This is a genomic window from Ramlibacter sp. 2FC (assembly GCF_005503345.1).
GTDB lineage: Bacteria > Pseudomonadota > Gammaproteobacteria > Burkholderiales > Burkholderiaceae_C > SCMQ01.
Window position 1 is genome coordinate 21,749 of sequence record NZ_SCMM01000038.1, and the last position, 26,105, is coordinate 47,853.

General features: G+C 68.7%; 26 protein-coding genes and 1 pseudogene. 11 read left to right on the forward strand and 16 right to left on the reverse strand.

Annotation, left to right across the window (positions count from 1 at the left end; all coding sequences use genetic code 11):
* Window positions 1-182: 182 nt before the first annotated feature.
* The 3 genes from FFS10_RS15995 (at window position 183) to FFS10_RS16005 (ending at window position 2,528) form a co-directional block, all read left to right on the forward strand.
* Window positions 183-329: a lmo0937 family membrane protein gene (locus FFS10_RS15995; RefSeq protein ID WP_137895474.1), complete on the forward strand. Its 147-nt coding sequence runs from the start codon at window positions 183-185 to the stop codon at window positions 327-329.
* A 146-nt stretch (window positions 330-475) separates the two neighbouring features.
* Window positions 476-1,363, forward strand: a complete 888-nt coding sequence (locus FFS10_RS16000) for a hypothetical protein (RefSeq protein ID WP_137895475.1) — start codon at window positions 476-478, stop codon at window positions 1,361-1,363.
* An 88-nt stretch (window positions 1,364-1,451) separates the two neighbouring features.
* Complete coding sequence (locus FFS10_RS16005) at window positions 1,452-2,528, forward strand: AI-2E family transporter (RefSeq protein WP_137895476.1); 1,077 nt, start codon at window positions 1,452-1,454, stop codon at window positions 2,526-2,528.
* On the opposite strand, the gene modC is transcribed toward FFS10_RS16005, so the two are convergent.
* The 3 genes from modC to modA are packed head-to-tail and all read right to left on the reverse strand — an operon-like array spanning window position 2,525 to window position 5,053.
* The gene (gene modC / locus FFS10_RS16010; protein WP_137895477.1) at window positions 2,525-3,604 is read right to left on the reverse strand and encodes a molybdenum ABC transporter ATP-binding protein; all 1,080 of its coding nucleotides are present in this window, start codon (window positions 3,602-3,604) and stop codon (window positions 2,525-2,527) included. The genes FFS10_RS16005 and modC overlap by 4 nt on opposite strands.
* 7 nt (window positions 3,605-3,611) lie before the next feature.
* On the reverse strand, window positions 3,612-4,295 hold the full coding sequence (modB, locus tag FFS10_RS16015) for a molybdate ABC transporter permease subunit (RefSeq protein WP_137895478.1): 684 nt from the start codon (window positions 4,293-4,295) through the stop codon (window positions 3,612-3,614).
* Window positions 4,296-4,297: 2 nt separating this feature from the next.
* Window positions 4,298-5,053, reverse strand: a complete 756-nt coding sequence (gene modA, locus FFS10_RS16020) for a molybdate ABC transporter substrate-binding protein (protein WP_137895479.1) — start codon at window positions 5,051-5,053, stop codon at window positions 4,298-4,300.
* Window positions 5,054-5,141: 88 nt separating this feature from the next.
* On the opposite strand from modA, the gene FFS10_RS16025 reads away from it, so the two are divergent.
* Window positions 5,142-5,930 (forward strand): TOBE domain-containing protein, encoded by a 789-nt coding sequence (locus FFS10_RS16025; RefSeq protein WP_137895480.1) that lies wholly within the window; start codon window positions 5,142-5,144, stop codon window positions 5,928-5,930.
* Between the two features lie 29 nt (window positions 5,931-5,959).
* Here FFS10_RS16025 and FFS10_RS16030 read toward each other — a convergent pair whose 3' ends face one another.
* Complete coding sequence (locus FFS10_RS16030; RefSeq protein ID WP_137895481.1) at window positions 5,960-7,099, reverse strand: helix-turn-helix domain-containing protein; 1,140 nt, start codon at window positions 7,097-7,099, stop codon at window positions 5,960-5,962.
* A 164-nt stretch (window positions 7,100-7,263) separates the two neighbouring features.
* Here FFS10_RS16030 and FFS10_RS16035 point away from each other — a divergent pair, with 164 nt between their 5' ends.
* From FFS10_RS16035 to FFS10_RS16060, 6 genes are all read left to right on the forward strand, one after another.
* The gene (locus FFS10_RS16035; protein WP_137895482.1) at window positions 7,264-7,740 is read left to right on the forward strand and encodes a 4Fe-4S dicluster domain-containing protein; all 477 of its coding nucleotides are present in this window, start codon (window positions 7,264-7,266) and stop codon (window positions 7,738-7,740) included.
* 13 nt (window positions 7,741-7,753) lie between these two features.
* Window positions 7,754-9,601, forward strand: a complete 1,848-nt coding sequence (locus tag FFS10_RS16040; RefSeq protein WP_137895483.1) for an aldehyde ferredoxin oxidoreductase family protein — start codon at window positions 7,754-7,756, stop codon at window positions 9,599-9,601.
* Window positions 9,602-9,622: 21 nt separating this feature from the next.
* Complete coding sequence (locus FFS10_RS16045; protein WP_137895484.1) at window positions 9,623-10,906, forward strand: NAD(P)/FAD-dependent oxidoreductase; 1,284 nt, start codon at window positions 9,623-9,625, stop codon at window positions 10,904-10,906.
* Window positions 10,903-11,157: a sulfur carrier protein ThiS gene (gene thiS, locus FFS10_RS16050; RefSeq protein ID WP_137895485.1), complete on the forward strand. Its 255-nt coding sequence runs from the start codon at window positions 10,903-10,905 to the stop codon at window positions 11,155-11,157. The genes FFS10_RS16045 and thiS overlap by 4 nt, the downstream gene beginning before the upstream one ends.
* Before the next feature lie 13 nt (window positions 11,158-11,170).
* Window positions 11,171-11,470 (forward strand): hypothetical protein, encoded by a 300-nt coding sequence (locus FFS10_RS16055; RefSeq protein ID WP_137895486.1) that lies wholly within the window; start codon window positions 11,171-11,173, stop codon window positions 11,468-11,470.
* A gap of 116 nt (window positions 11,471-11,586) precedes the next feature.
* The gene (locus tag FFS10_RS16060) at window positions 11,587-11,871 is read left to right on the forward strand and encodes a hypothetical protein (RefSeq protein ID WP_137895487.1); all 285 of its coding nucleotides are present in this window, start codon (window positions 11,587-11,589) and stop codon (window positions 11,869-11,871) included.
* Between the two features lie 17 nt (window positions 11,872-11,888).
* Here the strand turns inward: FFS10_RS16060 and crcB are convergent, their stop codons facing one another.
* The 12 genes from crcB to gyrA all read right to left on the reverse strand — a co-directional run bounded on the left by crcB (window position 11,889) and on the right by gyrA (window position 25,635).
* The gene (crcB, locus tag FFS10_RS16065) at window positions 11,889-12,281 is read right to left on the reverse strand and encodes a fluoride efflux transporter CrcB (protein WP_137895488.1); all 393 of its coding nucleotides are present in this window, start codon (window positions 12,279-12,281) and stop codon (window positions 11,889-11,891) included.
* Window positions 12,282-12,295: 14 nt separating this feature from the next.
* The gene (locus FFS10_RS16070; protein ID WP_137895489.1) at window positions 12,296-13,300 is read right to left on the reverse strand and encodes a recombination-associated protein RdgC; all 1,005 of its coding nucleotides are present in this window, start codon (window positions 13,298-13,300) and stop codon (window positions 12,296-12,298) included.
* Window positions 13,301-13,425: 125 nt separating this feature from the next.
* On the reverse strand, window positions 13,426-13,878 hold the full coding sequence (locus FFS10_RS16075) for a ComEA family DNA-binding protein (RefSeq protein WP_137895490.1): 453 nt from the start codon (window positions 13,876-13,878) through the stop codon (window positions 13,426-13,428).
* Window positions 13,879-13,984: 106 nt separating this feature from the next.
* Window positions 13,985-15,142: a lipopolysaccharide assembly protein LapB gene (gene lapB / locus FFS10_RS16080; protein ID WP_137895501.1), complete on the reverse strand. Its 1,158-nt coding sequence runs from the start codon at window positions 15,140-15,142 to the stop codon at window positions 13,985-13,987.
* Window positions 15,138-15,443 (reverse strand): LapA family protein, encoded by a 306-nt coding sequence (locus FFS10_RS16085; RefSeq protein WP_137895491.1) that lies wholly within the window; start codon window positions 15,441-15,443, stop codon window positions 15,138-15,140. Before FFS10_RS16085 ends, lapB begins: the two co-directional genes overlap by 5 nt.
* 35 nt (window positions 15,444-15,478) lie before the next feature.
* Window positions 15,479-15,844 (reverse strand): integration host factor subunit beta, encoded by a 366-nt coding sequence (locus FFS10_RS16090; RefSeq protein WP_171016173.1) that lies wholly within the window; start codon window positions 15,842-15,844, stop codon window positions 15,479-15,481.
* 46 nt (window positions 15,845-15,890) lie between these two features.
* Entirely contained in the window at window positions 15,891-17,576 is a 1,686-nt protein-coding gene (gene rpsA / locus FFS10_RS16095) for a 30S ribosomal protein S1 (protein WP_137895493.1), read from the reverse strand.
* Window positions 17,577-17,783: 207 nt separating this feature from the next.
* Window positions 17,784-19,784: a bifunctional 3-phosphoshikimate 1-carboxyvinyltransferase/cytidylate kinase gene (locus FFS10_RS16100; RefSeq protein WP_137895494.1), complete on the reverse strand. Its 2,001-nt coding sequence runs from the start codon at window positions 19,782-19,784 to the stop codon at window positions 17,784-17,786.
* Entirely contained in the window at window positions 19,784-20,665 is an 882-nt protein-coding gene (locus tag FFS10_RS16105; RefSeq protein ID WP_137895495.1) for a prephenate dehydrogenase, read from the reverse strand. The genes FFS10_RS16100 and FFS10_RS16105 overlap by 1 nt, the downstream gene beginning before the upstream one ends.
* An 87-nt stretch (window positions 20,666-20,752) precedes the next feature.
* Window positions 20,753-21,835, reverse strand: a complete 1,083-nt coding sequence (pheA, locus tag FFS10_RS16110; RefSeq protein WP_137895496.1) for a prephenate dehydratase — start codon at window positions 21,833-21,835, stop codon at window positions 20,753-20,755.
* A gap of 6 nt (window positions 21,836-21,841) precedes the next feature.
* The gene (serC, locus tag FFS10_RS16115) at window positions 21,842-22,933 is read right to left on the reverse strand and encodes a 3-phosphoserine/phosphohydroxythreonine transaminase (RefSeq protein ID WP_137895497.1); all 1,092 of its coding nucleotides are present in this window, start codon (window positions 22,931-22,933) and stop codon (window positions 21,842-21,844) included.
* 71 nt (window positions 22,934-23,004) lie between these two features.
* Window positions 23,005-25,635 (reverse strand): DNA gyrase subunit A, encoded by a 2,631-nt coding sequence (gyrA, locus tag FFS10_RS16120; protein WP_137895498.1) that lies wholly within the window; start codon window positions 25,633-25,635, stop codon window positions 23,005-23,007.
* Window positions 25,636-25,863: 228 nt separating this feature from the next.
* On the opposite strand from gyrA, the pseudogene FFS10_RS16125 reads away from it, so the two are divergent.
* Window positions 25,864-26,105 (forward strand): annotated as a pseudogene (locus tag FFS10_RS16125) (outer membrane protein OmpA); the annotation flags it as partial.

Genomic DNA, 26,105 nt, shown 5'->3' on the forward strand with positions numbered 1-26,105 from the left:
TTCGTGCACGAAGAGGCAGAGACCCGCCGCCGACGGCATGCGCATTTCGCGCCGGCCCGTGGCCGGACCGACGACCGACGCCGGGTGCAGCTGAGACGTAGCGCAGTCGCGCCAAGACTAGCCAGGTCGCCGTGAGCCGCTTGTTTTGCGTTTCGAAAAGTCATGGCAGAAGGAGAAGCGAAATGCTCGGAACCATCGCCGTCATCCTGATTGTCCTTTGGCTTCTGGGCCTTGTGAGCTCATACACCATGGGCGGATTCATTCATGTCTTGTTGGTCATCGCGGTCGTGGTGATACTGGTTCGTGTCATTGGCGGCGGGCGCGGCTGAAGGGCCCCAAGGGCGCCATGCCGCAGGGCGGTCAGCGCGGCGCACGCGCGCGGTCTGTGGCCAGGTTGCCCGAGGCGTATCCGGCGAGCATGTCGCTTGTCTGTTGACCACCTGTCGACGCGAGCGACCCAACTGGAGGAAAGAAAATGCGCTACGTACTCATTGTGCTGTGGATGCTGTTTTGCTCGGTGACGTCGGCCCTGGCTCAGGTCAGCGTCGGCATTGGCATCGGGATGCCCGGCGTCAGCATCGGGATCAACCTGCCGGTCTACCCGCAGCTCGTCAGGGTGCCGGGCTATCCGGTCTACTACGCGCCGCGGCTGCAGGCGAATTTCTTCTTCTACGATGGCCTTTACTGGGTGTACCAGTCGGACCGCTGGTACGCGAGCTCCTGGTACAACGGCCCCTGGGGGCTGGTGGCACCAGAGTATGTGCCGGTGTATGTGCTGCGAGTCCCCGTGCGCTACTACCGCAGCCCACCCGGGTACTTCCGTGGATGGCGTCCCGATGCGCCGCCCCGCTGGGGCCAGCACTGGGGCCCTGAATGGGAGCAGCGTCGAAGCGGATGGGAGCAGTGGAGCCGCCGTTCCGTGCCGGCGCCCGCGCCGCTGCCGGCCTACCAGCGGCAGTACTCGGGGGATCGCTATCCCCAGGCGGAGCAGGACCAGAGGGCGCTGCACAGCCAGCGTTACCGTTACCAGCCGCGTGAGGCCGTCGTGCGGCAGCATTACCAGGAGCGGGCCTTGCAACCAGGGCCCGCGCCTGATCAGGGGGGAAAGCGAGGGACACCGGAGGAGAGACGTGCGAGGCAGGATGAGCAGCGCTCCTCGCCCTCGCCGCGCCAGCAGGGCGCACCCGCCGACGCGCGCTCGGGGCCACCGCAGGAGGCCGGCCGGCGTGAGCATCGGGCACCGGCGTCCCGCCAGGACGATCATCAGCAGGGCAGGGGCGCGGCGCAGGAACCCAGGCGGGACAAGGGGCGGGAGAAGGAGCGCGACAAGGACAAGGGTGACGAGCGAGGCAAGGACAGGTGACGCAAGGCGCCTTGCTGCCGAGGGCCTGGGAAGCCGTGCGCACATCGTCCAGTGACGCAGCACCCGTCCGCTCACGGGTTGAACGCCCATGAACCCATCGGATGACAGCGCCGCCGAGTCCCAGCAGAATCGGGCGCTTTGGCTGCTGCTGGTGGCCGTCTCTCTCGCCTTCGGCTGGGTCCTGCTGCCGTTCTACGGGACCATCCTGTGGGGTTCGATCATCGCCCTGTTGTTCGTGCCCGTGTACCGACGGCTGCTGCCTCGGCTGAACCAGTGGCGCACACCGGCAGCGCTGCTGACGCTGCTGATCGCGCTGCTGATCGTGGTCCTTCCCTTTGCGCTCGTCACCGCCTCGGTGGCGCGCGAAGCGTCCCTGGTCTACGAACGAATACAGTCGGGCGAGTGGAATCCGACGCGCTATTTCAACGGGGTGTTCCTCGCACTGCCGGACTGGATGTTGGCGCTGCTCGAGCGCTTGGGGCTGGCCAATTTCGGCACCTTGCAGCGCCGCTTGGCCGCGGCGCTGGCACAAGGCAGCCAGTTCATCGCGACCCACGCGCTCAGCATCGGTCAGGACGGCTTCGCGTTCATGGTCAGCCTTTTCATCACCCTGTACCTCGCGTTCTTTCTGATTCGCGATGGCGACGGCGTGGTGCGTGCCGTGCGGCGGGCGATCCCGCTGGCGCCACAGCACAAGCAGGAGTTGCTCGACAAGTTCAGCACGGTGATCCGGGCGACGATCAAGGGCAGTCTGCTGGTGGCCGCCATCCAGGGCGTGCTGGGCGGCCTCGCCTTCTGGTTCCTGGACGTCAGCGCGGCCTTGTTGTGGGGCGTGGTGATGGCCCTGCTGTCATTGCTGCCGGCCTTCGGCGCCGCGCTGGTGTGGGTGCCGGTCGCGATCTATTTCTTCATGACGGACGCGCTCTGGCAGGGCGTCGCCCTGGTGGCCTACGGCGTGCTCGTGATCGGCTTGGTCGACAACGTGCTGCGCCCCCTGCTGGTCGGCAAGGACACGCGCATGCCGGACTACGTCGTGATGATCACCACCTTCGGCGGCCTTGCGTCGTTCGGCATCAACGGCTTCATCCTGGGCCCGGCGATCGGGGCGATGTTCATCGCGGTCTGGCACATCTACGTGGCGACGCGGTCCGACGTAAGGACCTAATCCAGAATCGCCACGCCCTTGATCTGGGCGTGGACCGGCATGCCGGGCGCCAGTGCCAGCGCATCGACCGAGCGCCGCGTGAGCCGCGCCAGCAGGCGCGCGCCGCCCAGGTCCAGCGCCACCATGGTCTGGCCGGGACTGTCCTCGCTCAGCGACAGCACCCTGGCCGGCAGCACGTTCAGGATGCTGGTGCCGCTTTGCGCCTGCAGGGCCAGGCTCACGTCGCGCGCCTGCACCCGCAGGCGCAGGGTCTGGCCGGTCGGCCGCGGCTGCGTGCTCGGCAGCCGCAGGCTGCCGCCGGCGAAGTCCACGCAGGTCAGGTGGTAGCGGGCATCGTGGTCGCGCACCCGGCCCGTGATCACGGCGGCAGCCGTGTCGCCATGGGCCAGCGGCAGGTCCAGGCGCGTCAGCAGCTCGCCGGTGGGGCCGCTGGCGACCACGCGCCCGGACGCCATCAGCACCAAGTGGTCGGCCAGCCTGGCCACCTCGTCGAGGGCGTGGCTCACGTACAGCACGGGCATGTCGAGCTCGCCATGCAGCCGCTCCAGGTAGGGCAGGATTTCCGCCTTGCGCGGCGCGTCGAGCGCGGCCAGCGGCTCGTCGAGCAGCAGCAGCCGCGGGCTGGTGGCCAGGGCCCGCGCGATGGCGACGCGCTGGCGCTCGCCGCCCGACAGCGTGCCGGACTGGCGGTCCATCAGCGGGGCCAGCCCCAGCAGATCGACGGCCTGCGCCAGCGACACCCGGCGCTGCGCCTGGGGCACGCGCTTCATGCCGTAGGCGAGGTTGCCGCGCACGCTGAGGTGCGGAAACAGGCTGGCCTCCTGGAACACATAGCCCAGCGGCCGCCTGTGGGTGGGCAGGAAATGCCCCCGCGCCTCGTCCTGCCAGACCTCGCCGTCGACGCGCAGCCAGCCGCCGCGCGCGCGTTCGAGCCCGGCCATGGCGCGCAGGCAGGTGGTCTTGCCGCAGCCCGAGGGGCCGAACAGCGCGCTGACGCCGCGGCCTGGCAGGTCCAGCGCCAGGTCCAGCGTGAAGCCGGGGCGGGCGATCTCGAAGCGGGCCTGGATGCCGTTCATGGGCTCGTCAGCGGCCAGGGCGGCGGCGCCCGGTCGGGTTCAACGCGTACAGCGCCAGCAGCACCAGGAAGGAGAACGCCACCATGCCGCCCGCCAGCCAATGGGCCTGGGCGTATTCCAGCGCCTCGACGTGGTCGTAGATCTGCACCGAGACCACGCGCGTCTTGTCCGGGATGTTGCCGCCCATCATCAGCACCACGCCGAACTCGCCCACGGTGTGGGCAAAGCCCATCACGGTGGCCGTCAGGTAGCCGGGGCGGGCCAGCGGCAGCGCCACGCTGAAGAAGCTGTCTAGCGGCGAGGCGCGCAGCGTGGCCGCGGCCTCCAGCGGTCCCTCGCCCAGGGCCTCGAAGGCATTTTGCAGCGGCTGCACCACGAAGGGCAGCGAGTACAGCACCGAGCCCAGCACCAGGCCGGCGAAGCTGAACGGCAGCAGTCCCAGGCCCAGGGCCTGCGTCAGCTGGCCCAGCGGCCCCTGCGGTCCCAGCGTGACCAGCAGGTAAAAACCGAGCACCGTGGGCGGCAGCACCAGCGGCAGCGCCACCAGCGCGCCGACCGGGCCCTTGATCCAGGAGCGCGTGCGCGCCAGCCACCAGGCCAGCGGCGTGCCCAGCAGCAGCAGGATCAGCGTGGTCAGCCCCGCGAGCTTCAGGGTCAGGGCGACGGCGCCCCAGGCGGCTTGATCCGGCAAGGCTACACCTCGTAGCCGTAGGCGCGGATCAGCGCCCTGGCCTTGTCGGTTCGGAGGTAGGCGAGCAGGGCCGCCGCGGCCTTGTTGCCCCTGGCGCGGGCCAGCAGCACCGCATCCTGGCGCAGCGGGGCATGCAGCTGCGCCGGCACGATCCAGGCCGAGCCACTCTTGATCTTGCCGCCTTCGTAGACCTGCGACAGCGCGACGAAGCCCAGCTCGGCGTTGCCGCTGGCCACGAACTGGAAGGCTTGCCCTATGCTCTCGCCCTGCACGAATTTGGGCTGCAGGCTGGCCAGCAGGCCCAGCTGCGCCAGCGTCTCGACTGCCGCCGCGCCATAGGGCGCCAGCTTGGGCGCGGCCAGCGCAAGGCTCTTGAATTCGTTCTTCCTCAGCACCTCGCCCTTGGCATCCACGTAGCCGGGCCGGGCCGACCACAGCACCAGCCTGCCGGTGGCATAGGTGAAGCGGCTGCCGGGCAGGGCGTCGCCTTCCTTGTCCAGCCGCGCCGGCGTCTCGTCGTCCGCGGCCAGGAACAGGTCGAACGGCGCGCCGCTCTTGATCTGCGCGTAGAACTTGCCGGTGGCGCCGAACGACAGCTGGGCCTGGTGGCCCGTGTCCCTCTCGAAGTCGGCCGCGAGGGCCTTCATCGGCGCGCTGAAGTTGGCGGCGACGGCGACCTGCACGACCTCGGCGTGCAGTGCGGCGGACAGGGCCAGGCCCAGCAGGGCGCTGAGCAGGCGAGGCAGGCGCGCGGACATGGCGGCGATTCGCTATTACTTTGTTGAATAGCGAAAGTCTAGCACGCCATAGGCCGAGGGCGGGGGTGGGGGCGTGCAGAATCGCGACATGTCCGCAAAAGCTCCCTCCGCCATCGGCTACACCGCGGCCCTCAGCCACGCCTCCGCGGACAAGCGCGTCGAGATCCTGCGCCTGGTGGGGCGCAGCGGCTCCATCTCCCAGGCCGGGCGCGAGGCGGGGGTCAGCTACAAGGCGGCCTGGCAGGCGATCGACACGCTGACCAACCTCGCGGGTGTGGCCCTGGTCGAGAGGGTGGTGGGCGGGGCGGGCGGCGGCGGGGCGCGCATCACGCCGGCCGGTCTGCAGCTGCTGGCGGCGGCCGACCAGCTGGAGCAGGCACGCAGCGAGGTGCTGGCGCGTCTGCAGGGGCGGGAGCCGGGCGCGGCCCGCGTGGGCCTGCCGGCGCTGAGCCAGTTGTCGGTGCGCACCAGCATGCGCAACCAGCTGCCCTGCACCGTGCAGGCGCTCGAAGACCAGGGGCAGATCATGCGGGTGCGGCTGCAACTGGCGGATGGCGCGGTCCTGGTGTCGCGCATCACGCGTGAAAGTGCCGAGCTGCTGGGCCTGCGCGAGGGGCAACCCGTGCTGGCCCTGTGCAAGGCCACGGCGGTGACGGTCTGCCGCGTGGCCGACGCCCAGGCCTCGCTTGGGGCCAACCTCCTGCCGGGGCGGGCCAGCCGCGTCTCGCGCGGCCAAAGCGGCGACGAGGTGGCCGCGGCGCTGGACGCCGGCCTGCAGCTGGTGGGGTTTGCGCCGCCCGCCAGCGGCCTGCGCTCGGGCAGCCGCATCGCCATGACCTTGGACGAATCGGCCGTCGTCATTGCCCTGCCGGGCTGAGAGTTCAGGGGGCAGGGTGGACGTCCCGCTTAGCGGCGGCCCGGACGCCCGATCTTGCGGTACACGGTGGCGCGGCTGATGCCCAGGGCCCGGGCCGCTTCGGCCACGTTGCCGCGCGTCTGGTCCACGGCCTTGCGGATCAGCGCGGTCTCCAGGTCCTTGAGCTGCATGGGCGCCACGGGCGCCGCGACGGCACGGTGCCTGTCATGGGCCAGCGCCGCTTCCCGCGTGAGCGGCAGCACCTGCAGGCGCAGGCCGGACCACAGGGGCGCCTCGAGGGCGGCCGCCGCCTGCCGCGCGCCGTCGAACAGCATCTGCCAGGGCAGGGCGAACAGGTCCGCGCAATGCAGGGGCGGCGCGCCCTCTGCCGTCCGTGGCGACAGCGACAGCATCTGGCGTGCTGCCAGGTTGCTGCCGAGCACGCGGCCCTCGGCGTCCAGCGTGAGCAGGCCGTCGCTGTCGCCGCCCGCCGTGCCACCCGGCCAGCTCAGGCGCAGCAGCAGCGCATGCGGCCGGCCCAGCAGCAGCTGGTTTTCTATGCTGCGCGCCGAGCGCGTGACGAGGTGCTTGAACTCCGGCCGTTCGGGGGCCTCCACGCCGGTCAGGTCCAGCATGCCCACGCAGTCGCCATGAGGCCCGAACAGGGGCGCGCCGGCGCAGCTGTAGACGCTGTTGGCCGCGAAGAAATGCTCGCCACGGTGCAGCCAGACCGGCTGCAGCTCGGTCAGCGCGGCGCCGATCGCGGTGGTGCCGACGGCGCGCTCCGACAGGTCGACGCCGACGCGGGCGATCAGGTCGGCGCGGCGGTCGCCGCGGTCTATCGGGCCGTTCACGTCGACCACGATGCCCTGGGCATCGGTCAGGATGGCGAAGTAGCGCGTGCCGGCCATGGCGCGCATGAGCTGGTCGAGCACCGGCCTTGCCGCCAGCACCAGCGGGCGGCTGGCCTCCTGGGCGCGCCTGGCGGCCTGGGCCGATACGGCTTCGAAGCCCACCGCCTGCTGCGGCGCCTGCCCGCTGGACAGGCAGCGGCGCCAGGAGCGCTCGATCCAGGGCGCTATCGCCAGGGGCGCTAGGGCGCCCTCGTGGCCCAGCACGGCTCGGCGGGCCTGCTCGATCAGCGGCAGCCGGTCTACCGGGGTGGGACGCAAAACGGGCAGGGGAGACATGAGCGCATGGTAGCAACGACTGTCTCAAGCTGAGAAATTCTGAGCGCCACGGTCGTTGTCCTAGGGTTTTCACTGGGGTGCGGGTACGCCCGCAGTTCAACAATGCCTATGCATACCGGTTCATAGGCAAGGCATCGCCGATGCCACTACCCAAGGAGGCACGCATGCAAAAGGTGTTGCACATCAACCCGGACAAGTGCACCGGCTGTCTGCAATGCGAGATGGCCTGTTCCTTCGAGAACTACGGCGTCTTTGCGCCGGCCAGGTCGCGCATCAAGGTGTTCGACTTTCACGACACCGGCAAGAAGGTGCCCTACACCTGCACCCAGTGCGACGAGGCCTGGTGCCTGCACGCCTGCCCGGTCGAGGCGATCACGGTCGACAAGCTGACCGGCGCCAAGGTGGTGAACGAGACCACCTGCGTGGGCTGCAAGGTCTGCACCATCGCCTGCCCCTTCGGTACCGTGAACTACGTGCAGGAAACCGGCAAGGTGCAGAAATGCGACCTGTGCGGCGGCCAGCCGGCCTGCGCCGAGGCCTGCCCCACCGGGGCCATCACCTTCATCGACGCCAACTGGACCGGCCTGGAACGCATGAAGCAGTGGGCCGACAAGCTCGGCAACCAGGCTTCCGCCACCTGATAGGAGAAACGACATGTCCTGGGCTGGAAAACTCCTTCGCGTCAACCTCAGCACCGGCACCATCACGCCGGAGTCGCTCAACATGGGCTGGGCGCGCGACTACCTGGGCTCGCGCGGCCTGGGCTCCAAGTACCTGATCTCGGAGATCGACCCCAAGGTCGAGCCGCTGTCGCCGGACAACAAGATCATCTGGTCCACCGGGCCGCTGACCGGCACCATGGCCTCCACGGGCGGGCGCTACACCGTGATCACCAAGAGCCCGCTGACCGGCGCGATCGCCTGCTCCAACTCGGGCGGCTACTGGGGCGCCGAGCTCAAGATGGCGGGTTGGGACATGGTGATCTTCGAGGGCCGGAGCCCCAAGCCGGTCTACCTCTACGTCAACGACGACCTGGCCGAGCTGCGCGACGCCAGCCACCTCTGGGGGCAGAGCGTCTGGCAGACCGAGGCTCTGCTCAAGAAGGGCCTGCAGGACCCGCTGCTGCGCGTCTCCAGCATAGGCAAGGCCGGCGAGCACCAGGTGCTGTTCGCCTCGGTGGTCAACGACCTGCACCGCGCGGCCGGCCGCTCCGGTGTCGGCGCGGTGATGGGCAGCAAGAACCTCAAGGCCATCGCGGTGCGTGGCACCAAGGGCGTGGGCAACATCCGCGACCCCAAGGCCTTCATGAAGGTCACCTTCGAGAAGAAAAAGATCCTGGCCGACAACGCCGTTACCGGCCAGGGCCTGCCGACCTATGGCACCCAGGTGCTGATGAACGTGATCAACGAGGTCGGCGCCCTGCCCACGCGCAACCACCGCGACGTGCAGTTCGAGGGCGCCAAGGACATCTCGGCCGAGGCCATGGCCACGCCGCGCCAGAGCGACGGCAAGAAGCAGCTGGTGACCAACCAGGCCTGCTTCGGTTGCACCATCGCCTGCGGCCGCATCAGCAAGATCGACGAGACCCATTTCACGGTGCAGAACAAGCCGCAGTACTGGGGCGCCTCGGGCGGCCTGGAGTACGAGGCCGCCTGGGCCCTGGGCGCGGCCAACGGCGTGAACGACCTGGAGGCCCTGCAGTACGCCAACCTGCTGTGCAACGAGGAGGGCATAGACCCGATCAGCTTCGGCGCCACCGTGGGCGCGGTGATGGAGCTCTACGAGATGGGCGTTTTGGCCAAGGAGCAGATCGGCATCGAGGCGCCGTTCGGCTCGGCCCAGGCCCTGGCCTTCCTGGCCGAGGAGACCGTGAACGGCCGCGGCTTCGGCAAGGAGCTCGGCCAGGGCTCCAAGCGCCTGACCGCCAAGTACGGCCACCCCGACCTGTCCATGAGCTCCAAGGGCCAGGAGTTCCCGGCCTACGACGGGCGCAGCATCCAGGGCATAGGCCTGGCCTACGCGACCAGCAACCGCGGCGGCTGCCACCTGCGCGGCTACACCATCGCGTCGGAAGTGCTGGGCATTCCGGTCAAGACCGATCCGGTCGCGACCGAGGGCAAGCCCGAGCTGGTCAAGGCCTTCCAGGACGCGACGGCGGCCTTCGACTCCTCGGGCCTGTGCATCTTCACCACCTTCGCCTGGGGCCTGGCCGACCTGGCGCCGCAGCTGCAGGCCGCCTGCGACCAGGCCTACACCACCGAGGAGCTGGAGAAGGTCGGCGAGCGCATCTGGAACATGGAGCGCGAGTTCAACAACGCCGCCGGCTTCACGGCCAAGGACGACAGCCTGCCCAAGCGCCTGTTGAGCGAGCCGGCCAAGACCGGCCCGTCCAAGGGCCAGGTGAACCACCTGGCCGAGATGCTGCCCAAGTACTACGCGGTGCGCGGCTGGGACAGCGAGGGCAGGCCCACGCCCGACACCAAGGCCCGCCTCGGCCTCTAGGGCCTGTGAACCGGCCCTAGCATGGCGCAGCACCTGATCCTCGGCGCCGGCCCGGCCGGCATCATCGCGGCCGAGACCCTGCGCAAGCACGCGCAGGGCGACGCCATCACCGTGGTCGGCGAGGAGAGGGAGGCGCCTTATTCGCGCATGGCGATTCCCTACCTGCTGATCGGCGACATCGACGAGCGCGGCACCTGGCTGCGCAAGGGCGCCACGCATTACGCCGACTTGGGGCTGGACCTGGTCCAGGCGCGCGCCCTGTCGGTCGACGTGGCAGGCCGCAGCGTGGCGCTGGACAACGGCCAGCGCCTGGACTTCGATACCTTGCTGATCGCCACCGGCTCACGTCCGGTGCGCCCGCCCATCCCGGGCATGGACAGCCCCGGCGTCCACCCCTGCTGGACGCTGGAGGACGCGCGCCGCATCATGGCGCTGGCCCAGCCCGGGGCGCGCGTGCTGCAGATGGGCGCGGGCTTCATAGGCTGCATCATCATGGAGGCGCTCAAGCAGCGCGGCGTGCAGCTCAGTGTGGTCGAGATGGGCGACCGCATGGTGCCGCGCATGATGGGCCCCACGGCCGGCGGCATGATCCGCGACTGGTGCGAGGCCCAGGGCGTGCAGGTGTTTACCGGCACGCGGGTCGAGGGCATCGCGCCCGCGGCCGGTGGGGCGCTCAGCGTGCGCCTGTCCGGTGGCAGGACGCTCGAAGTCGACCTCGTGATCAGCGCCACCGGCGTCAAGCCGGCCATCGACTTCCTTCAGGGCTCGGGCATCACCTGCCTGCAGGGCGTGCTGACCGACGAGCACCTGCAGACCAATGTGCCGGGCATCTATGCCGCCGGCGACTGCGCCGAGGCCTTCGACAAGGTCAGTGGCAGGACCATCGTCAGCGCCATCCAGCCCAACGCGGCCGAACAGGCGCGCGTGGCGGCCCTCAACATGGCTGGGCTGCCGGCCGAACTGCGCGGCGTGACACAGATCAACGTGCTCGACACCCTGGGCCTGATCTCGGCCAGCTTCGGCGACTGGCAGGGCGTGCCCGGCGGCGAGCATGCCGAGCTCACCGACCAGGCCGCCGGCCGGCACCTGAGCCTGCAGTTCAAGGACGACCTGCTGGTGGGCTGTAACGCGGTGGGCTGGACCGAGCATGTGGGCGTGATGCGCGGCCTGGTCGAGGGCCAGGTCCGGCTGGGGCCTTGGAAGGACTTCCTCAAGCAGGACCCGACCCGTCTCATGGAGGCCTACCTGGCCAGCGCCCAGGCCCAGCATGCCTGGAGCGGCGCGGCCGATGCGCGCCGGCGATGAAGATCACGCTCAAGCTGTTCGCCTCGCTGTCGGACCATCTGCCGGCCTCGGCCAAGCCGGGCAACGAGTTGCCGCTCGAGGTCGCGCCCGGCGCGACCATCGCCCAGGTGATCGCGCCCTTCGGCCTGCCACCCAAGATGGTGCACCTGGTGCTGGTCAACGGCCACTACATAGCCCCCGAGCAGCGCCTCGCGCAGGTGCTGGACGAAGGCGACGTGCTGGCGATCTGGCCGCCGATCGCCGGGGGCTGAGCCCGCCTTCGCCGTGCAGTCTCGCTACCCCGAGTCCTTCGAGCGCGAGATGGCCTGCACCGAGGCCGAGTGGCTGGGCTGGCTGCCCGCGGCCATCGGCGAGCATCCCTGGCAGCGCGAAGGTGCGGCGGTGTCGGTGCAGATCGGTAGCGGTGCACTGGCGCTGTCCTGGCGGCGCGGCGAGCCGCGCGTGATCGCCCTCATGCGCCTGCCGCGCCTGTACGTGCGCTTTCGCTTCACCGGGCTGGACGAGGCCGAGCGCCAGGCCTTCATGAGGCGCTTCGACCTCTACATGCAGCGCGGCGGCGGCTGAGAGCCCGCGGCTCACGCATTTGTGGGATTGGAAACGTCGGGAACCTTGCCTATATTTGTCGCCACCACAAGATTTCATGGCGTGCTGCCCCACCGGTGGCAACAAGGAGGAATGCCATGCACCGCATTTTTGGTCATCCCCGCCGTTCCTGGCGTCCGCGCGGCCCGCATTGGTTGCTGGCGCCGGTCGGGGTCAGTGTCAGCCTGTCCATGCTCGGGGTATGGATCGTGCCGGACTTCGTTCTCATGGGGCCGGAGGTGCTGCCGCCGGGCATCGTCCTGGCCGCGCCCGGCGCCGGACCTGCCGCGCCGGCATCCGGGAGCTTCATACCCCTGCCGCCGGTCGAGACGGCGCGGCGCGGCGGGGCTGATGGCAAGGGTGTTTCCGCGCCGCGTTTCTGACGGCGTGCCGGCCGGCGTCAGCGCCCCGGCGATCCCATGACGATCAGCGCGCTCTGGATGCCGGCCAGCGTCAGCAGCAGCGAGCCGAACAGGTGCAGGGCCGCCGTGCCCAGGGCCAGGCCGTAGCGCTGCTGCTGCAGCATGGCCACGACCTCGGCCGAGAAGCTGGAGAAGGTGGTCAGCGCGCCCAGGAAGCCAGTGACCAGGGCCAGGCGCCATACCGGGTCGAGCTCGGGCAGATGCTCGAACACGGCCACGCAGACGCCCACGAGGTAGCCGCCGATCAGGTTGGCCGCCAGTGTGCCCCAGGGCAGGACCGTGTCCGCGTGGTTGAGCCAGACGCCCAGCCGCCAGCGCGCGAGCGCGCCCAGACTGGCGCCGAGGCAGATCGCGAAGACCGTGGTCGGCACGGGGCGTCCTCAGCTCAGAAAGGTGGGTCCTCGTCCGCCGTCAGCGCGGGACTGAGTTCGGGCTGGGCTTGCTGATGTGCCGTGTCGGGTGCGTTGTGCGCGGCCGGCAGGGCGGCAGGCGCCAAGCCCTCGCCGCCCAGTGCCTCGATGAGGTCGGGAATCAGCTGGCCCAGCTCGCCCGTGGCGATGGCCACGTCGGTGTCGAAGGCGTCTTCCTTCTGGCCGTCCTTGGTCTCGAATACGCCGTCCAGGAACTGGAGCTTCTTGAGCTGCAGGGCCTCGGTCAGCACGAAGCTCACGCGGCCGTCCCAGTTCAGCGCCAGGCGGGTCGGCAGCTTGCCCTCGGCGATGTGCTGGCGCACCTCGTCCGTGGCCAGGTTGTGGCGCGTGAACTTGACCACCGACTGCTCCTCGTCGCTGGACTTGAGCTCGCACTCGCGCTCCACGGCCAGGCTGGGCGGCAGCTCGTCGGCGCTGGCCGCGGTCAGCCACTGGGCCATGGCGGCCTGGGGAGAGACCTGGGTTTGCAGCAGGCTCAGCGCCAAGCCATCGAGCGCCTGCACCAAGCCGGTGATGACCTCGTCGGACTTGGACTGGCTGCTCGCGTCGGTGACCAGCAGGCGCGCCTCGGGGGCTATCCAGACCTGCACCACGGACTGCCGCGCAAAGGCCATGGGCAGCAGCTCGAGCAGCGCGTCCTCGCGGATCTCCTTGGTTTCCTTCTTGCCGGGCTTGCGGCCGGTCGTGGCCTCGATCTGCTCGATTTTCTCCTGCGCCTTGCGCCGCACCACCGAGCCGGGCACGGCCTTGCTCTCTATCATGAGCTTGAGGATCCACTGGCCGGCGACCGACTCGACCAGCGGGCCATGGGCCTCGCCGCGCGGCGGGATCCAGCCCACGGACTTTTCCTGCGTGGCCCCGCAGGCCACGAAACGCGCCTTGTCCAGCGCTTCCTCCACCTGCGCCAGCGAGGCGGACCAGTCGGGGGCTATGCGGTAGGCGATCACATTCTTGAACACGGGCTTCCTTGCGTTGTCTGAGGACGAATCTTATCCGTCCAGGCGGGGGGCACGGCGGGCCCCGACCTCGCGCTGAAACGAAAACGCCCCGAGAGGGCTCGGGGCGCTTGCTTGGGGCCGGGGCCTTACTTCTTGGGCGCGGGCGCGCTGGCGGCGGGCTTGGCGGCCTCGGCCTTGGCTGCCTTCTTGTCGTCCTTGGCGGCCGGTTTCTTGTCCGCGTCCTTCTTGGCCTTGGCTTCGTCGGCCTTCATCTTGGCCTCGGCCTTGGCGTCCTTCTTCTCTTCCTTCTTGGCGGCCGGCGCGGCGGCGCTGGGCTGGAAGCCGGCGCCGTTGACCGTCATGCCCTCGGCCGAGAACTTGATGGCATTGGCCTCGCCTATGCCCTTGACCCGCTCGATGAAGTCGTTCCAGTCCTTGAAGCTGCCTTTCTTGCGCTCATCGAGGATCTTGCCGGAGATGCCGGGGCCGATGCCCTTGATGCCGTCGAGCTCGACGGCGGTGGCCTTGTTCACGTCGACGGCGGCGAAGGACGCGGCCGCGTAAAGCATGGCCAGCAGGGCCAGGATCTTCTTCAACATGGATCTCACTCCTTGGTGGTGACAACAGTCCGGCACAAGCCTGCCGGCGTGGCTAGGGTCTAACGGCTTGCGAGCGGCCGGCGTTGACCGGGCCGGCGCGTCGGACTCACAGTTCCTCGACCCGGCGTGGCGGGTAGCTGTCCCAGGCTTGGCAGCCCGGGCATTGCCAGAAATGCTCCTTGGCCTCGAAGCCGCAGGCGGCGCAGCGGTAGCGGTTCAATGGCTTGGCCGCGTGGTCCAGCGCGCGCTGCAGCGGGGGGTGGCAGGGCTCGCGCTCGAGCCGTTCACCGGCCAGCCAGCGTGCAGCGGCGATCAGCGAGGGCTCGCGCTCGAGGTGGCGGATGTACCAGTCGCGCGCCGTGGCGGCGCTGGCCGGGTCGCTGCTTTCGAGCGCGACCATGGCCTCCAGCACGTCGAGCGAGGGGGTCTGATGGTATCCCGCCTTGAGCAGGGCCAGGGCCTTGGCCGCCTGGCCACAGGCGCCGGCGGCCTTGGCCAGTTGCGCCGCGGCCAGCGGCAGGGCCGGGGGCAGGGCCTCCACCAGTGCGGTCAGCGTCTCCAGGGCCTGCGCGTCCTGGCCCTGGGTGCGCTGCAGCGCGGCGAGCTGGATGCGCGGGCGGGCCGACTGCGGGGCATCGGCGACCGCCTGCTCCAGCAATTGCCGCGCGGCCGCGGTGTCGCCGCTCGCGGTCAGGCCGGCGGCCTGCTCGCACAGGTAGTGCGCGAGGCGGCCGGTGAAGCTGGCCTCGCCGGCCGCCTCCAGCTTGCGCGCCATCTCGGCGGCCTGGGGCCATTCGCGCGAGCGTTCGTAGATCGCCAGGCGGGCCAGCCGGGCCTGGTTGGCGAACGGCGTGCCCTCGAGCTTGCGCAGCGCGTCTTCCGCGCGGTCGAGCAGGCCAGCCTTGAGGAAGTCCAGCGCCAGCGCATGCTGGGCGCGCTGGCGGTCGGCTTCGCTGAGGTCGCCGCGCGAGAGCAGGTGCTCGTGCACGCGCACCGCGCGCTCGTATTCGCCGCGGCGGCGGAACAGGTTGCCCAGGGCGAAGTGCAGCTCCGAAGTGTCGGGGTCGTTTTGCACGGCCTCGATGAAGGCGTCTATGGCCTGGTCCTGCTGCTCGTTGAGCAGGAAGTTCAGGCCCTTGAAGTAGGCCTTGGGTGCCTGCCGGTTGTCGATGCGCAGCTGGCGCAGGTCCAGGCGCGAGGCCACCCAGCCCAGGCCGAAGGCCAGGGGCAGGCCGAGCAGAATCCAGCTCAGGCTGAAGTCAATGTCCATGTTCGGAGGTGTTCAGGCGCGAGTCGTCGTTGGGCCGGGAGGGCGAGGGTGCGGCCGAGCGGGCCTGGCGCGCGGCGCGCCGGTGCAGCCACCAGCGCGGCACCATGCCCAGCACGCCAATGGCCACGCCCAGGGTGAAGGCCGTGAGCACCACCAGCACCATCGGCGCGCGCCACTGCGTGCCGAAGAAGAAGTGCACGGTGGCGTCCTGCTGGTTGTTCAACGCAAAGGCGAACAGGGTGAAAAAAATGGCTGCCTTCAGTACCCACTTCAGCAGCCACAGGAGTTGTTTCATGAATCTCCCCGGTGACGGAGCGATTCTAGCGAGCGTCAGGTCTTTTCCTGGACGCCGAGTTCGGCGGTGCGCCGGTCCACGGCCTCGCGCAGGGCCTTGCCGGGCTTGAAGTGAGGCACGCGCTTTTCCGGGATCTGCACGCTCTCGCCCGAGCGCGGGTTGCGCCCCATGCGCGGCGGGCGCCGGTTGATAGAGAAGCTGCCGAAGCCACGGATCTCGATGCGGTGGCCGCGCACCAGCGCGTTGCTCATGGCATCCAGGATGGTCTTGACGGCGAACTCGGCATCACGGTGCGTGAGCTGGCTGAAGCGCGAGGCCAGTTCTTCTACGAGGTCGGAGCGGGTCATCTTGTGCCTGGTGCGTGTAGACAGGAAAAAGGGACAGAGCCCCCGGCCTGCCATCGCTGGGCAATGGCGGGCCGGTGAGTTCTGTCCCCCGGTGGGCAGCTTATTGGTTGCTGCCGTCCAGCTTGGCGCGCAGCAGGGCGCCCAGGCTGGTCGTGCCGGCGTTCTCGCGCGCGGACTGCTGGCTCAGGTTGGCCATGGCACCCTGCTCGTCGGCCAGGTCCTTGGCCTTGATCGACAGCTGGATGTTGCGGGTCTTGCGGTCCACGTTGACCACCACGGCGGCGACTTCGTCGCCTTCCTTGAGCACGCTGCGGGCGTCTTCCACGCGGTCACGCGAGATTTCGCTGACGCGCAGGTAGCCGACGATGTCGTTGCCCAGGTCGATCTCGGCGCCGCGGGCATCGACGGTCTTGACCTTGCCGCTCACCGCGGAGCCCTTGTCGTTCACGGTCACGAAGGTCGTGAACGGATCCTGGTCGAGTTGCTTGATGCCCAGCGAGATGCGCTCGCGGTCCACGTCCACGGCCAGCACGATGGCTTCGACTTCCTGGCCCTTCTTGTAGTTGCGCACCGCGGCTTCGCCGGGCTCGTTCCAGGACAGGTCGGACAGGTGCACCAGGCCGTCGATGCCGGCGGCCAGGCCGACGAACACGCCGAAGTCGGTGATCGACTTGATCGGGCCCTTGACGCGGTCGCCGCGCTTGGTGTTCTGCGCGAATTCCTGCCAGGGGTTGGCCTTGCACTGCTTCATGCCCAGGCTGATGCGGCGCTTGTCTTCGTCGATCTCGAGGACCATGACTTCGACTTCCTCACCCAGCGACACGATCTTGGACGGGGCCACGTTCTTGTTGGTCCAGTCCATCTCGGACACGTGCACCAGGCCTTCGATGCCGGGCTCGAGCTCGACGAACGCGCCGTAGTCGGCGATGTTGGTGATCTTGCCGAACATGCGGGTGCTCTGCGGGTAGCGGCGGGACACGCCCATCCAGGGGTCGTCGCCCATCTGCTTGAGACCCAGCGACACGCGGTTCTTCTCGGTGTCGAACTTGAGGATCTTGGCGGTGATTTCCTGGCCGGCCTGCACCACTTCGCTCGGGTGGCGGACACGGCGCCAGGCCATGTCGGTGATGTGCAGCAGGCCGTCGATGCCGCCCAGGTCCACGAACGCACCGTACTCGGTGATGTTCTTGACCACGCCGCGCACGATGGAGCCTTCCTTCAGGGTTTCCATCAGCTTGGCGCGCTCTTCGCCCATCGAGGCTTCGACCACGGCGCGACGGCTCAGCACCACGTTGTTGCGCTTGCGGTCGAGCTTGATGACCTTGAATTCCAGGGTCTTGTTCTCGTAGGGCGTGAGGTCCTTGGTCGGACGGGTGTCCACCAGCGAGCCGGGCAGGAAGGCGCGGATGCCGTTGACGAGCACCGTCAGGCCGCCCTTGACCTTGCCGCTGGTCGTGCCGGTCACGAAGTCGCCGGATTCCAGCGCCTTTTCCAGGGCCAGCCAGGAAGCCAGGCGCTTGGCGGTGTCACGCGACAGGATGGTGTCGCCGTAGCCGTTCTCGATGGACCCGATGGCCACCGAGACGAAGTCGCCAACCTGGACTTCGATTTCGCCCTGATCGTTCTTGAACTCGTCGATCGGCACATAGGCTTCGGACTTGAGTCCGGCGTTCACGACCACGAAGTTGTGCTCGATGCGCACGACTTCGGCGGTGATCACTTCGCCAGGACGCATTTCCGTGCGTTGCAGCGATTCTTCAAACAGGGCGGCAAAAGATTCAGACATTGAGTTTCCTAGTCCACGACGAGGTTGCACGATCGCGGGATTGCGCTCGTTTCTAAGGCTGGTCGTGGCGGTTGGTTGCGGTTTGATCCGCGGTTAGGTTGAACAACCACCTGGCCTGTGCGCATGCGGCGCGGCGGGAACCGGGTGGGCCCATAGCGGCGGGCCGGCCAGGGGCCGGTCTGCTCATTCTCGATCGCCGACAGCGGCTCAGGCGGACCCGAACGGCTGCCGCTCCTGCCACCAGGCCAGGACCTGATCGACCGATTGCTCGATCGACAAGTCCGAGTTGTCCAGTCGCAGGGCGTCCTCAGCCGGCTTCAGAGGCGCCACGCTGCGGGACATGTCCCGCGCGTCGCGCGCTTCCAAGTCAGCGCGAAGACTGTCAAGTGTAATCGAAAATCCCTTTGAAATCAATTGCTTATGCCGGCGTTCGGCGCGCTGGGCGGCGCTGGCCGTGAGGTAGACCTTGAGCGGGGCGGCAGGGAAGATCACGGTGCCCATGTCGCGGCCGTCGGCCACCAGGCCCGGCAGGCGGGTGAAGCGGTGCTGCAGGTCGACCAGGGCGCGGCGCACGGCGGGCAGGGCCGACACGCGCGAGGCGTTCATGCCGGCTTCTTCGCTGCGGATCACATCGCTCACGTCCTCGCCGTCCAGCAGCACGCGGTCGTCGGTAAAGCGCAGCGACAGGCTGTGGGTCATGCGGGCGATCTCGGCCTCGTGGACATGGTCCAGCGCCAGGCCGGCGCGCGTCGCGGCCAGCGCCGCGATGCGGTAGAGCGCGCCCGAGTCGAGGTAGTGGTAGCCCAGACGCGCCGCCACCTGGCTGGCCAGCGTGCCCTTGCCCGAGGCCGTGGGGCCGTCGATGCAGATCACCGGCACGGCGCCCGGCGCGGGCCGGGCCAGGGCGAACAGCGCCTCGAAGTAGTCGGGGAAGGTCTTGGCCACGCACTTGGGGTCTTCGATGCGCACCGGCAGGCCGACCGGGTTGAAGGCCGCCAGCGAGAAGCACATGGCCACGCGGTGGTCGTCGTAGGTGTGGATGCTGGCGGCGCGCCAGTCCTCGTGGGCCGCGGGCGGCGTGATCCGTATGAAGTCCGGACCTTCCTCCACGCGCACGCCGAGCTTGCGCAGCTCGATGGCCATGGCGGCGATGCGATCGGTCTCCTTGACGCGCCAGCTCGCGATGTTGCTCAGCGTGGTCTGGCCGTCGGCGTACAGCGCCATCACCGCCAGGGTCATGGCGGCGTCGGGGATGTGGTTGCAGTCCAGGTCTACGCCCTTGAGCGGCCAGGCGCCGCGCCGCACCTCCAGCCAGTTCGGGCCGCTCGTGACCTGGGCGCCCATCAGCTGGGCCGCCTCGACGAAGCGGATGTCGCCCTGGATCGAGGCCGCGCCCACGCCCTCGATGCGGATCGGCGCCGCGGGCGCGGCGATCGCGCCGAGCGCGACGAAGTAGCTGGCCGAGGAGGCGTCGGCCTCCACGTGGATGCTGCCGGGCGAACGGTACTGGCTGCCTGCGGGAATCGTGAAACGCTGCCAGCCCTCGCGCTGCACCGCGATGCCGTAGCGCGCCAGCAGGTTCAGCGTGATCTCGATGTAGGGCTTGGAGATCAGCTCGCCGACCACCTCGATCACGATGTCTTTCGTGTCCGCTGCGAGCGGCAGCGCCATCAGCAGCGCGGTGAGGAACTGGCTGGAGACGTCGCCACGCACGCGCACCGGCTGATCTAGCTTCAGCCTGGGCGGGGCAATGCGCAGCGGCGGAAAGCCCTCGTTGCCCAGGTAGGCAATGTCGCAGCCGAGCTGGCGCAGCGCGTCGACCAGGTCGCCGATCGGGCGCTCGTGCATGCGCGCCACGCCCGAGAGCTCGAAGTCGCCGCCCAGCATGGCCAGCGCGGCCGTGAGCGGCCGCATGGCCGTGCCGGCGTTGCCCATGAACAGCTGGGCCTGGCGGGTCTTGAGCTGGCCGCCCAGGCCCTCGATCACGGCCGTGCGGCCGCTCAGGCTGACGCCGCAGCCGAGCTGGCGCAGGGCCTCGAGCATGACGCGCGTGTCGTCCGAGTCGAGCAGGTCGTGCACGGTGGTGATGCCGCTGCACAGGGCCGACAGCAGCAGCACGCGGTTGGAGATGCTTTTGGAGCCGGGCAGGGTGACGGTGCCCTCCGCGCTCACCAGGGGGGGGAGGTCCAGGAATTCGGTGGTGAACATCAGGTGTGGTGAGGCTTGGTCGACGTCATGCGCCACTGGGCGCGCGCCTGGCTGGCCTGGGCTATCAGGCCCTCGAGCGCATCGGCGTTGCCGCTGGCGATGGTTTGCTCGAGGTCCTGCAGGCTGCTCAGGAAATGCCGCGACTGGGCCAGCAGCTCCTCGCGGTTGGCGATCAGGATGTCGCGCCAGACATGCGGGTCGCCGGCGGCAATGCGGCTGAAGTCGCGAAAGCCGGGGCCGGCCAGCGACAGGTACTCGCTGCCTTGCGGCTGGCCGCAGATGCTGTTCATCAGCGCAAAGGCCAGCAGATGGGGCAGGTGGCTCACGGCGGCCACGGCCGCGTCGTGCGATTCGGGCGACATCTTGACCACCCGGCAGCCCAGGGCCGTCCAGACGGCCTCGGCCTTTTGCAGCTGGGCCGTGCGGGTGCGCTCGATCGGCGTGAGGATGACCTGTTTGCCGGCGTAGAGGTCGGCGTCGGCGTGCTCGACGCCGGCGACCTCGCGGCCCGTCATCGGGTGGGCCGGAACGAAGGAGCCGAGCTGCTCGCGCAGCACGCGGCGCGCGGCGTCGACCACGTCGCGCTTGGTCGAGCCCACGTCCATCAGCAGCATGTCGGGCGTGACCAGGTGCCTGATGGCCTTGAGCGTGTCTTCCGTCGCCGCCACCGGCACGGCCAGCAGCACGATGTCGGCGCCCGAGACCGCCAGCAGCGCCGACGGGGCTTCCATGTCGATCACACCCAGCTGGCGAGCGCGCTCGGTGGTCGAGGGCGACTTGCTGTAGCCGACCACGCGCTTGACCAGGCCGGCGCGCTTGAGCGCCAGCGCGAACGAGCCGCCCATCAGGCCGCAGCCGATCAGTCCCAACTGCTCAAACATGTTTCGCCGCCGGGCCGCCCCAAGGCGAAACGCGGCCCCCTCGGGGGGCAGAGAACGACACGAAGTGCGTGAACGTGGGGGCCATCTCTAGTCGCTCACCGGGTAGGTGCCCAGCACCTTGTAGAAGGCGCACAGCTGCTGCAGGTCCTCGAGCGCCGCCGCCACATGGGGCTGCGAGGGGTGGCCCTGCACGTCGATGTAGAAATAGTATTCCCACTGGCCCGAGCGCGCGGGGCGCGACTCGAAGCGCGTCATCGACACGCCGTGCTGCTTGAGCGGCACCAGCAGGTCGTGCACCGCGCCGGGCCGGTTGGGCACCGAGACGATCAGGCTCACGCAGTCCTTGCCCGAGGCCTCGGGGGCCGGCAGGGTCTGGGGCAGGCAGATCACGGCAAAGCGCGTGCGGTTGTAGGCGTCGTCCTGGATGGCGCGCGCGACCATGTGCAGGCCGAACTCGGAGGCCGCGCGCTCGCCCGCGATGCCGGCCCAGGCCGGATTGCTTGCCGCCAGGCGGGCGCCCTCGGCGTTGCTGGATACGGCGCGCCGCTCCACGCCGGGCAGGTGCTGGGACAGCCAGCCCTGGCACTGGGCCAGGGCCTGCGGGTGGGCCAGCACGACCTCGATGCCTTCGAGCGAAGCGGTCTGGCGCAGCAGGTGATGGCGCACCAGCAGGCTGATCTCGCCAACGATGTGCAGGGGCGAGTTGAGGAACAGGTCCAGCGAGCGCGTGACCACGCCCTCGGTGTTGTTCTCCACCGGCACCACGCCGAAGTCGGCCGCACCCGAGGTGGCCGCGTGGAACACCTCGTCGAAGCTCGCGCAGGGCACATGCTCGATGCTGGAGCCGAAGAACTGCAGCGCCGCCTGCTCGCTGAAGGTGCCGGCCGGGCCCAGGTAGGCCACGCGCTGCGGCGCCTCGAGCGCGCGGCAGGCCGACATGATCTCGCGCCAGATCATGGCCACGCTCTCCTTCTTGAGCGGGCCCGGGTTGACGCTTTGCAGGCCGTGGATGACCTGGGCCTCGCGCTCGGGGCGAAACACCGGCGAGCCCTCGGCGCGCTTGATCTCGCCCACTTCGTTGGCCAGCGCCGCGCGGCGGTTGAGCAGCGTGATCAGTTCGCGGTCCACCGCGTCGATCTGCACGCGCAGTTCGGGGAGTGTCTTTGCCATGGGGGTTTAGCTTTGGGTCCGCTCGAATTCTCGCATGTAGGCCACCAGCGCCTGCACGCCTTCGAGAGGCATGGCGTTGTAGATGCTGGCGCGCATGCCGCCGACCGACTTGTGGCCCTTGAGTTGCAGCAGGCCCTGCGACTTGGCGCCGGCGAGGAAGTCCTCGTTGCGCGACTCGTCGCGCAGCAGGAAGGGGACGTTCATGCGCGAGCGGCAGTCGGGCGTCACCTTGTTGAGGTAGAACTGCGAGCCGTCGATGTAGTCGTAGAGCAGGCTGGCCTTGGCGATGTTGCGCTGCTCCATTGCGGCGATGCCGCCTTGCTGCTTGAGCCACTGGAAGGTGAGCCCCGCCATGTAGATCGCATAGGTCGGCGGCGTATTGTACATGGAGTGGTTGTCGGCCACGACACGATAGTCGAAGGCGCTGGGGCAGTGCGGCATCGCGTGGCCGATCAGGTCCTCGCGCACCACCACCAGGGTGACGCCGGCCGGACCCAGGTTCTTCTGCGCGCCGCCGAAGGCCAGACCGACCCGGGACCAGTCCACCGGGCGCGAGGCCACGTGCGAGGAGAAGTCGATCACCAGCGGCGCCTCGCAGCCCAGGGCCTTGAGGTCGGGCAGCTCGTGGAACTCGATGCCGTGGATGGTCTCGTTGGTGCAGAGATGGACGTAGCGCGCATCGGCGCTGAGCCGCCAGCTGGCCGGATCGGGCAGGCTGGTGTGGTGGTCGGCCTCGTTGCTGGCCGCGAGGCGGGCATCGCAGAACCTGCGCGCCTCCTTGATCGACTTCTGGCTCCAGCTGCCGGTGACGACGAAGTCCACCACGCCGCCGCCCGAGAGGTTCAGCGGCACGATGGCGTTCTCGGCCAGGCCGCCGCCCTGCATGAACAGGATCCTGAAGTGGGCCGGCACGGCCAGCAGCTCGCGCAGGTCGGCCTCGGCGCGCTCGTAGATCGAGATGAACTCCTTGCCGCGATGGCTCATCTCCATCACGCTCATGCCGCTGCCGTGCCAGTCCAGCATCTCGGCCGCGGCTTGTTGCAGGACCTCGGCGGGCATGACGGCGGGCCCGGCCGAAAAATTGTAGGGACGCTTCATGGCGTTTTCATCCATCCAAAAGGGCGCCCGCCCTGGCCGGGCCGGCGCGGACTGCGACAGGCGCAGGGTTCTCAGGCGGCGCTGGCGCCGTCTTCCGGCTCCGCGCCCTCGGCCGCATTGGCGTCGTTCTCGACGATGCGCTGCAGGCCGCTGAGCTTGGAGCCCTCGTCCAGCCCGATCAGCGTCACGCCCTGCGTCGCGCGTCCGAGTTCGCGGATCTCGCTGACACGGGTGCGCACCAGCACGCCCTTGTCGGTGATCAGCATGATCTCGTCGTCGGCATGGACCAGGGTGGCGGCGACCACCTTGCCGTTGCGCTCGCTCTGCTGGATCGCGATCATGCCCTTGGTGCCGCGGCCGTGGCGGGTGTACTCGGTGATGCTGGTGCGCTTGCCGTAGCCGTTCTCGGTGGCGGTCAGCACGCTTTGCTGCTCGTCCTCGGCCACCAGCATGGCGATCACGCCCTGGCCGTCGTCCAGCATCATGCCGCGCACGCCGCGCGCGTTGCGGCCCAGCGGCCGCACGTCGTTCTCGTCGAAGCGCACGGCCTTGCCGCCGTCGGAGAACAGCATCACATCGTGCTGGCCATCGGTCAGCGCGGCGCCGATCAGGTAGTCGCCCTCGTCCAGGTTCACCGCGATGATGCCGCCCTTGCGCGGGTTGCTGAATTCGTCCAACGCGGTCTTCTTCACCGTGCCCATGGAGGTCGCCATGAAGACGAAATGGTCGGCCGGGAAACTGCGGAACTCGCCGGTGAGCGGCAGCACCACGTTGATCTTCTCGCCTTCCTGCAGCGGGAACATGTTGACGATGGGCCGGCCGCGCGAGCCGCGCGAGCCGGCCGGCACTTCCCAGACCTTGAGCCAGTAGAGCCGGCCGCGGTTGGAGAAGCACAGGATGTAGTCGTGCGTGTTGGCGATGAAGAGCTGGTCTATCCAGTCGTCTTCCTTGGTCGCCGTGGCCTGCTTGCCGCGCCCGCCGCGCTTCTGTGCGCGGTACTCGGACAGCGGCTGGCTCTTGATGTAGCCGCTGTGCGAGAGCGTGACCACCATGTCGGTGGGCGTAATCAGGTCTTCCGTCGACAGGTCGAACGAGCTGTGCTCGACCTGGCTGCGGCGCGCGCCGAGCTTGGCCTGGCCGAACTCCTGCCTGAGCGTGCTGAGCTCCTCGCCGATGATGATGGAGACGCGCTCGGGCCGGGCCAGGATGTCGAGCAGGTCCTCGATCTCGGCCATGACTTCCTTGTATTCGGCGACGATCTTGTCCTGCTCCAGGCCCGTGAGGCGCTGCAGGCGCATCTGCAGGATTTCCTGGGCCTGGGTGTCCGAGAGGCGGTACAGGCCGTCGCCGCCCATGCCGAATTCCTTCTCCAGGCCCTCGGGGCGGTAGTCGTCGGCATTGACCACGCCACCGTCGGCGCGCGTGCGGGTCAGCATCTCGCGCACCAGCTTGCTGTCCCAGCGGCGGGCCATGAGCTCGGCCTTGGCCACCGGCGGGGTGGGGGCGTTGCGGATGATGGCGATGAAGTCGTCGATGTTGGCCAGGGCCACGGCCAGGCCTTCCAGCACATGGCCGCGCTCGCGCGCCTTGCGCAGCTCGAACACGGTGCGCCGCGTCACGACCTCGCGCCGGTGCTGCAGGAAGACCTCGACCAGGTCCTTGAGGTTGCACAGCTTGGGCTGGCCGTCGACCAGGGCCACCATGTTGATGCCGAAGGTGTCCTGCAGCTGGGTCTGCTTGTAGAGGTTGTTCAGCACCACCTCGGGCACTTCGCCGCGCTTGAGCTCGATCACCAGGCGCATGCCGGACTTGTCGCTCTCGTCCTGGATGTGGCTGATGCCCTCGATCTTCTTCTCGTGCACCAGCTCGGCCATGCGCTCCTGCAGGGTCTTCTTGTTGACCTGGTAGGGCAGCTCGTCGACGATGATGGCCTGACGCTGGCCCTTGTCGATGTCCTCGAAGTGGCAGCGCGCGCGCATCACCACCTTGCCGCGGCCGGTGCGGTAGCCGTCCTTGACGCCGTTGATGCCGTAGATGATGCCGGCCGTGGGGAAATCGGGCGCCGGGATGATCTCCATCAGCTCGTCGATCGAGGCCTCGGGATGGCGCAGCAGGTGCAGGCAGGCGTCGACCACCTCGTTGAGGTTGTGCGGCGGGATGTTGGTCGCCATGCCGACGGCGATGCCGGCCGATCCGTTGACCAGCAGGTTGGGCAGGCGGCTGGGCAGCACCAGCGGCTCTTTCTCGCTGCCGTCGTAGTTGGGGCCGAAGTCGACCGTTTCCTTGTCGATGTCGGCCAGCATCTCGTGCGCTATTTTTGCGAGGCGGATTTCCGTATAGCGCATGGCGGCCGCATTGTCGCCGTCCACCGAGCCGAAGTTGCCCTGGCCGTCCACCAGCATGTGGCGCAGCGAGAAGTCCTGCGCCATGCGCACGATGGTGTCGTACACCGCGCTGTCGCCGTGCGGGTGGTACTTACCGATCACGTCACCGACGATACGCGCGGACTTCTTGTAGGGCCGGTTCCAGTCGTTGTTGAGCTCGTGCATCGCGTACAGCACGCGCCGGTGCACCGGCTTGAGGCCATCCCGCGCATCGGGCAGGGCGCGGCCCACGATCACGCTCATCGCGTAATCCAGGTAGCTGCGCCGCATTTCCTCCTCAAGACTGATGGGCAGGGTTTCTTTTGCGAATTGAGTCATGAAGGAGGCGGCCGGTTACGCTGGAATATGTCAATTTTAGGCGTAATGGGCTGTAGCACTCGCGCAACATATCCGCACAAATGCGGCCTCGCGGGCCGCCAGACGGGCCTTCGGAGCCCAGATTGGCCAATTACGTATGGCACAATAAATTCAACGTTCGGGGTGATGGTCACCCAGACGTCCAATTTCCTCGCAGCGAGTCTGCGGCTTTTTCCCATGAGGAGAACCATGAAGAAACTGAACAAAGTGGCGATGTTGTTTGCCTCCGCAGCCCTCGCTACGGCCGCTGGCGCCCAGACCGTCGACAACTGGCGCAATGGCACTTCCGAACTCGTTTGGAAGAACGGCACGAACGAACTCTGCTGGCGTGACGCCAACTGGACGCCCGCCACCGCCGCCGCCAACTGCGACGGCGCGATCGCGCCCAAGGCAGCTGCTCCGGCGCCGGCTCCCGTCGCTGCTCCGGCCCC

Coding starts and splice junctions, on each gene's coding strand:
- FFS10_RS16005 (WP_137895476.1), top strand. CDS start 1,452: ATGAACCCATCGGATGACAGCGCCGCCGAGTCCCAGCAGAATCGGGCG.
- thiS (WP_137895485.1), top strand. CDS start 10,903: ATGAAGATCACGCTCAAGCTGTTCGCCTCGCTGTCGGACCATCTGCCG.
- pheA (WP_137895496.1), bottom strand. CDS start 21,835: ATGGCAAAGACACTCCCCGAACTGCGCGTGCAGATCGACGCGGTGGAC.
- modA (WP_137895479.1), bottom strand. CDS start 5,053: ATGTCCGCGCGCCTGCCTCGCCTGCTCAGCGCCCTGCTGGGCCTGGCC.
- rpsA (WP_137895493.1), bottom strand. CDS start 17,576: ATGTCTGAATCTTTTGCCGCCCTGTTTGAAGAATCGCTGCAACGCACG.
- FFS10_RS16060 (WP_137895487.1), top strand. CDS start 11,587: ATGCACCGCATTTTTGGTCATCCCCGCCGTTCCTGGCGTCCGCGCGGC.
- FFS10_RS16035 (WP_137895482.1), top strand. CDS start 7,264: ATGCAAAAGGTGTTGCACATCAACCCGGACAAGTGCACCGGCTGTCTG.
- FFS10_RS16075 (WP_137895490.1), bottom strand. CDS start 13,878: ATGTTGAAGAAGATCCTGGCCCTGCTGGCCATGCTTTACGCGGCCGCG.
- FFS10_RS16040 (WP_137895483.1), top strand. CDS start 7,754: ATGTCCTGGGCTGGAAAACTCCTTCGCGTCAACCTCAGCACCGGCACC.
- FFS10_RS16030 (WP_137895481.1), bottom strand. CDS start 7,099: ATGTCTCCCCTGCCCGTTTTGCGTCCCACCCCGGTAGACCGGCTGCCG.
- FFS10_RS16000 (WP_137895475.1), top strand. CDS start 476: ATGCGCTACGTACTCATTGTGCTGTGGATGCTGTTTTGCTCGGTGACG.
- modC (WP_137895477.1), bottom strand. CDS start 3,604: ATGAACGGCATCCAGGCCCGCTTCGAGATCGCCCGCCCCGGCTTCACG.
- FFS10_RS16085 (WP_137895491.1), bottom strand. CDS start 15,443: ATGAAACAACTCCTGTGGCTGCTGAAGTGGGTACTGAAGGCAGCCATT.
- FFS10_RS16090 (WP_171016173.1), bottom strand. CDS start 15,844: ATGGCAGGCCGGGGGCTCTGTCCCTTTTTCCTGTCTACACGCACCAGG.
- FFS10_RS15995 (WP_137895474.1), top strand. CDS start 183: ATGCTCGGAACCATCGCCGTCATCCTGATTGTCCTTTGGCTTCTGGGC.
- FFS10_RS16105 (WP_137895495.1), bottom strand. CDS start 20,665: ATGTTTGAGCAGTTGGGACTGATCGGCTGCGGCCTGATGGGCGGCTCG.
- FFS10_RS16100 (WP_137895494.1), bottom strand. CDS start 19,784: ATGTTCACCACCGAATTCCTGGACCTCCCCCCCCTGGTGAGCGCGGAG.
- FFS10_RS16025 (WP_137895480.1), top strand. CDS start 5,142: ATGTCCGCAAAAGCTCCCTCCGCCATCGGCTACACCGCGGCCCTCAGC.
- gyrA (WP_137895498.1), bottom strand. CDS start 25,635: ATGACTCAATTCGCAAAAGAAACCCTGCCCATCAGTCTTGAGGAGGAA.
- serC (WP_137895497.1), bottom strand. CDS start 22,933: ATGAAGCGTCCCTACAATTTTTCGGCCGGGCCCGCCGTCATGCCCGCC.
- FFS10_RS16045 (WP_137895484.1), top strand. CDS start 9,623: ATGGCGCAGCACCTGATCCTCGGCGCCGGCCCGGCCGGCATCATCGCG.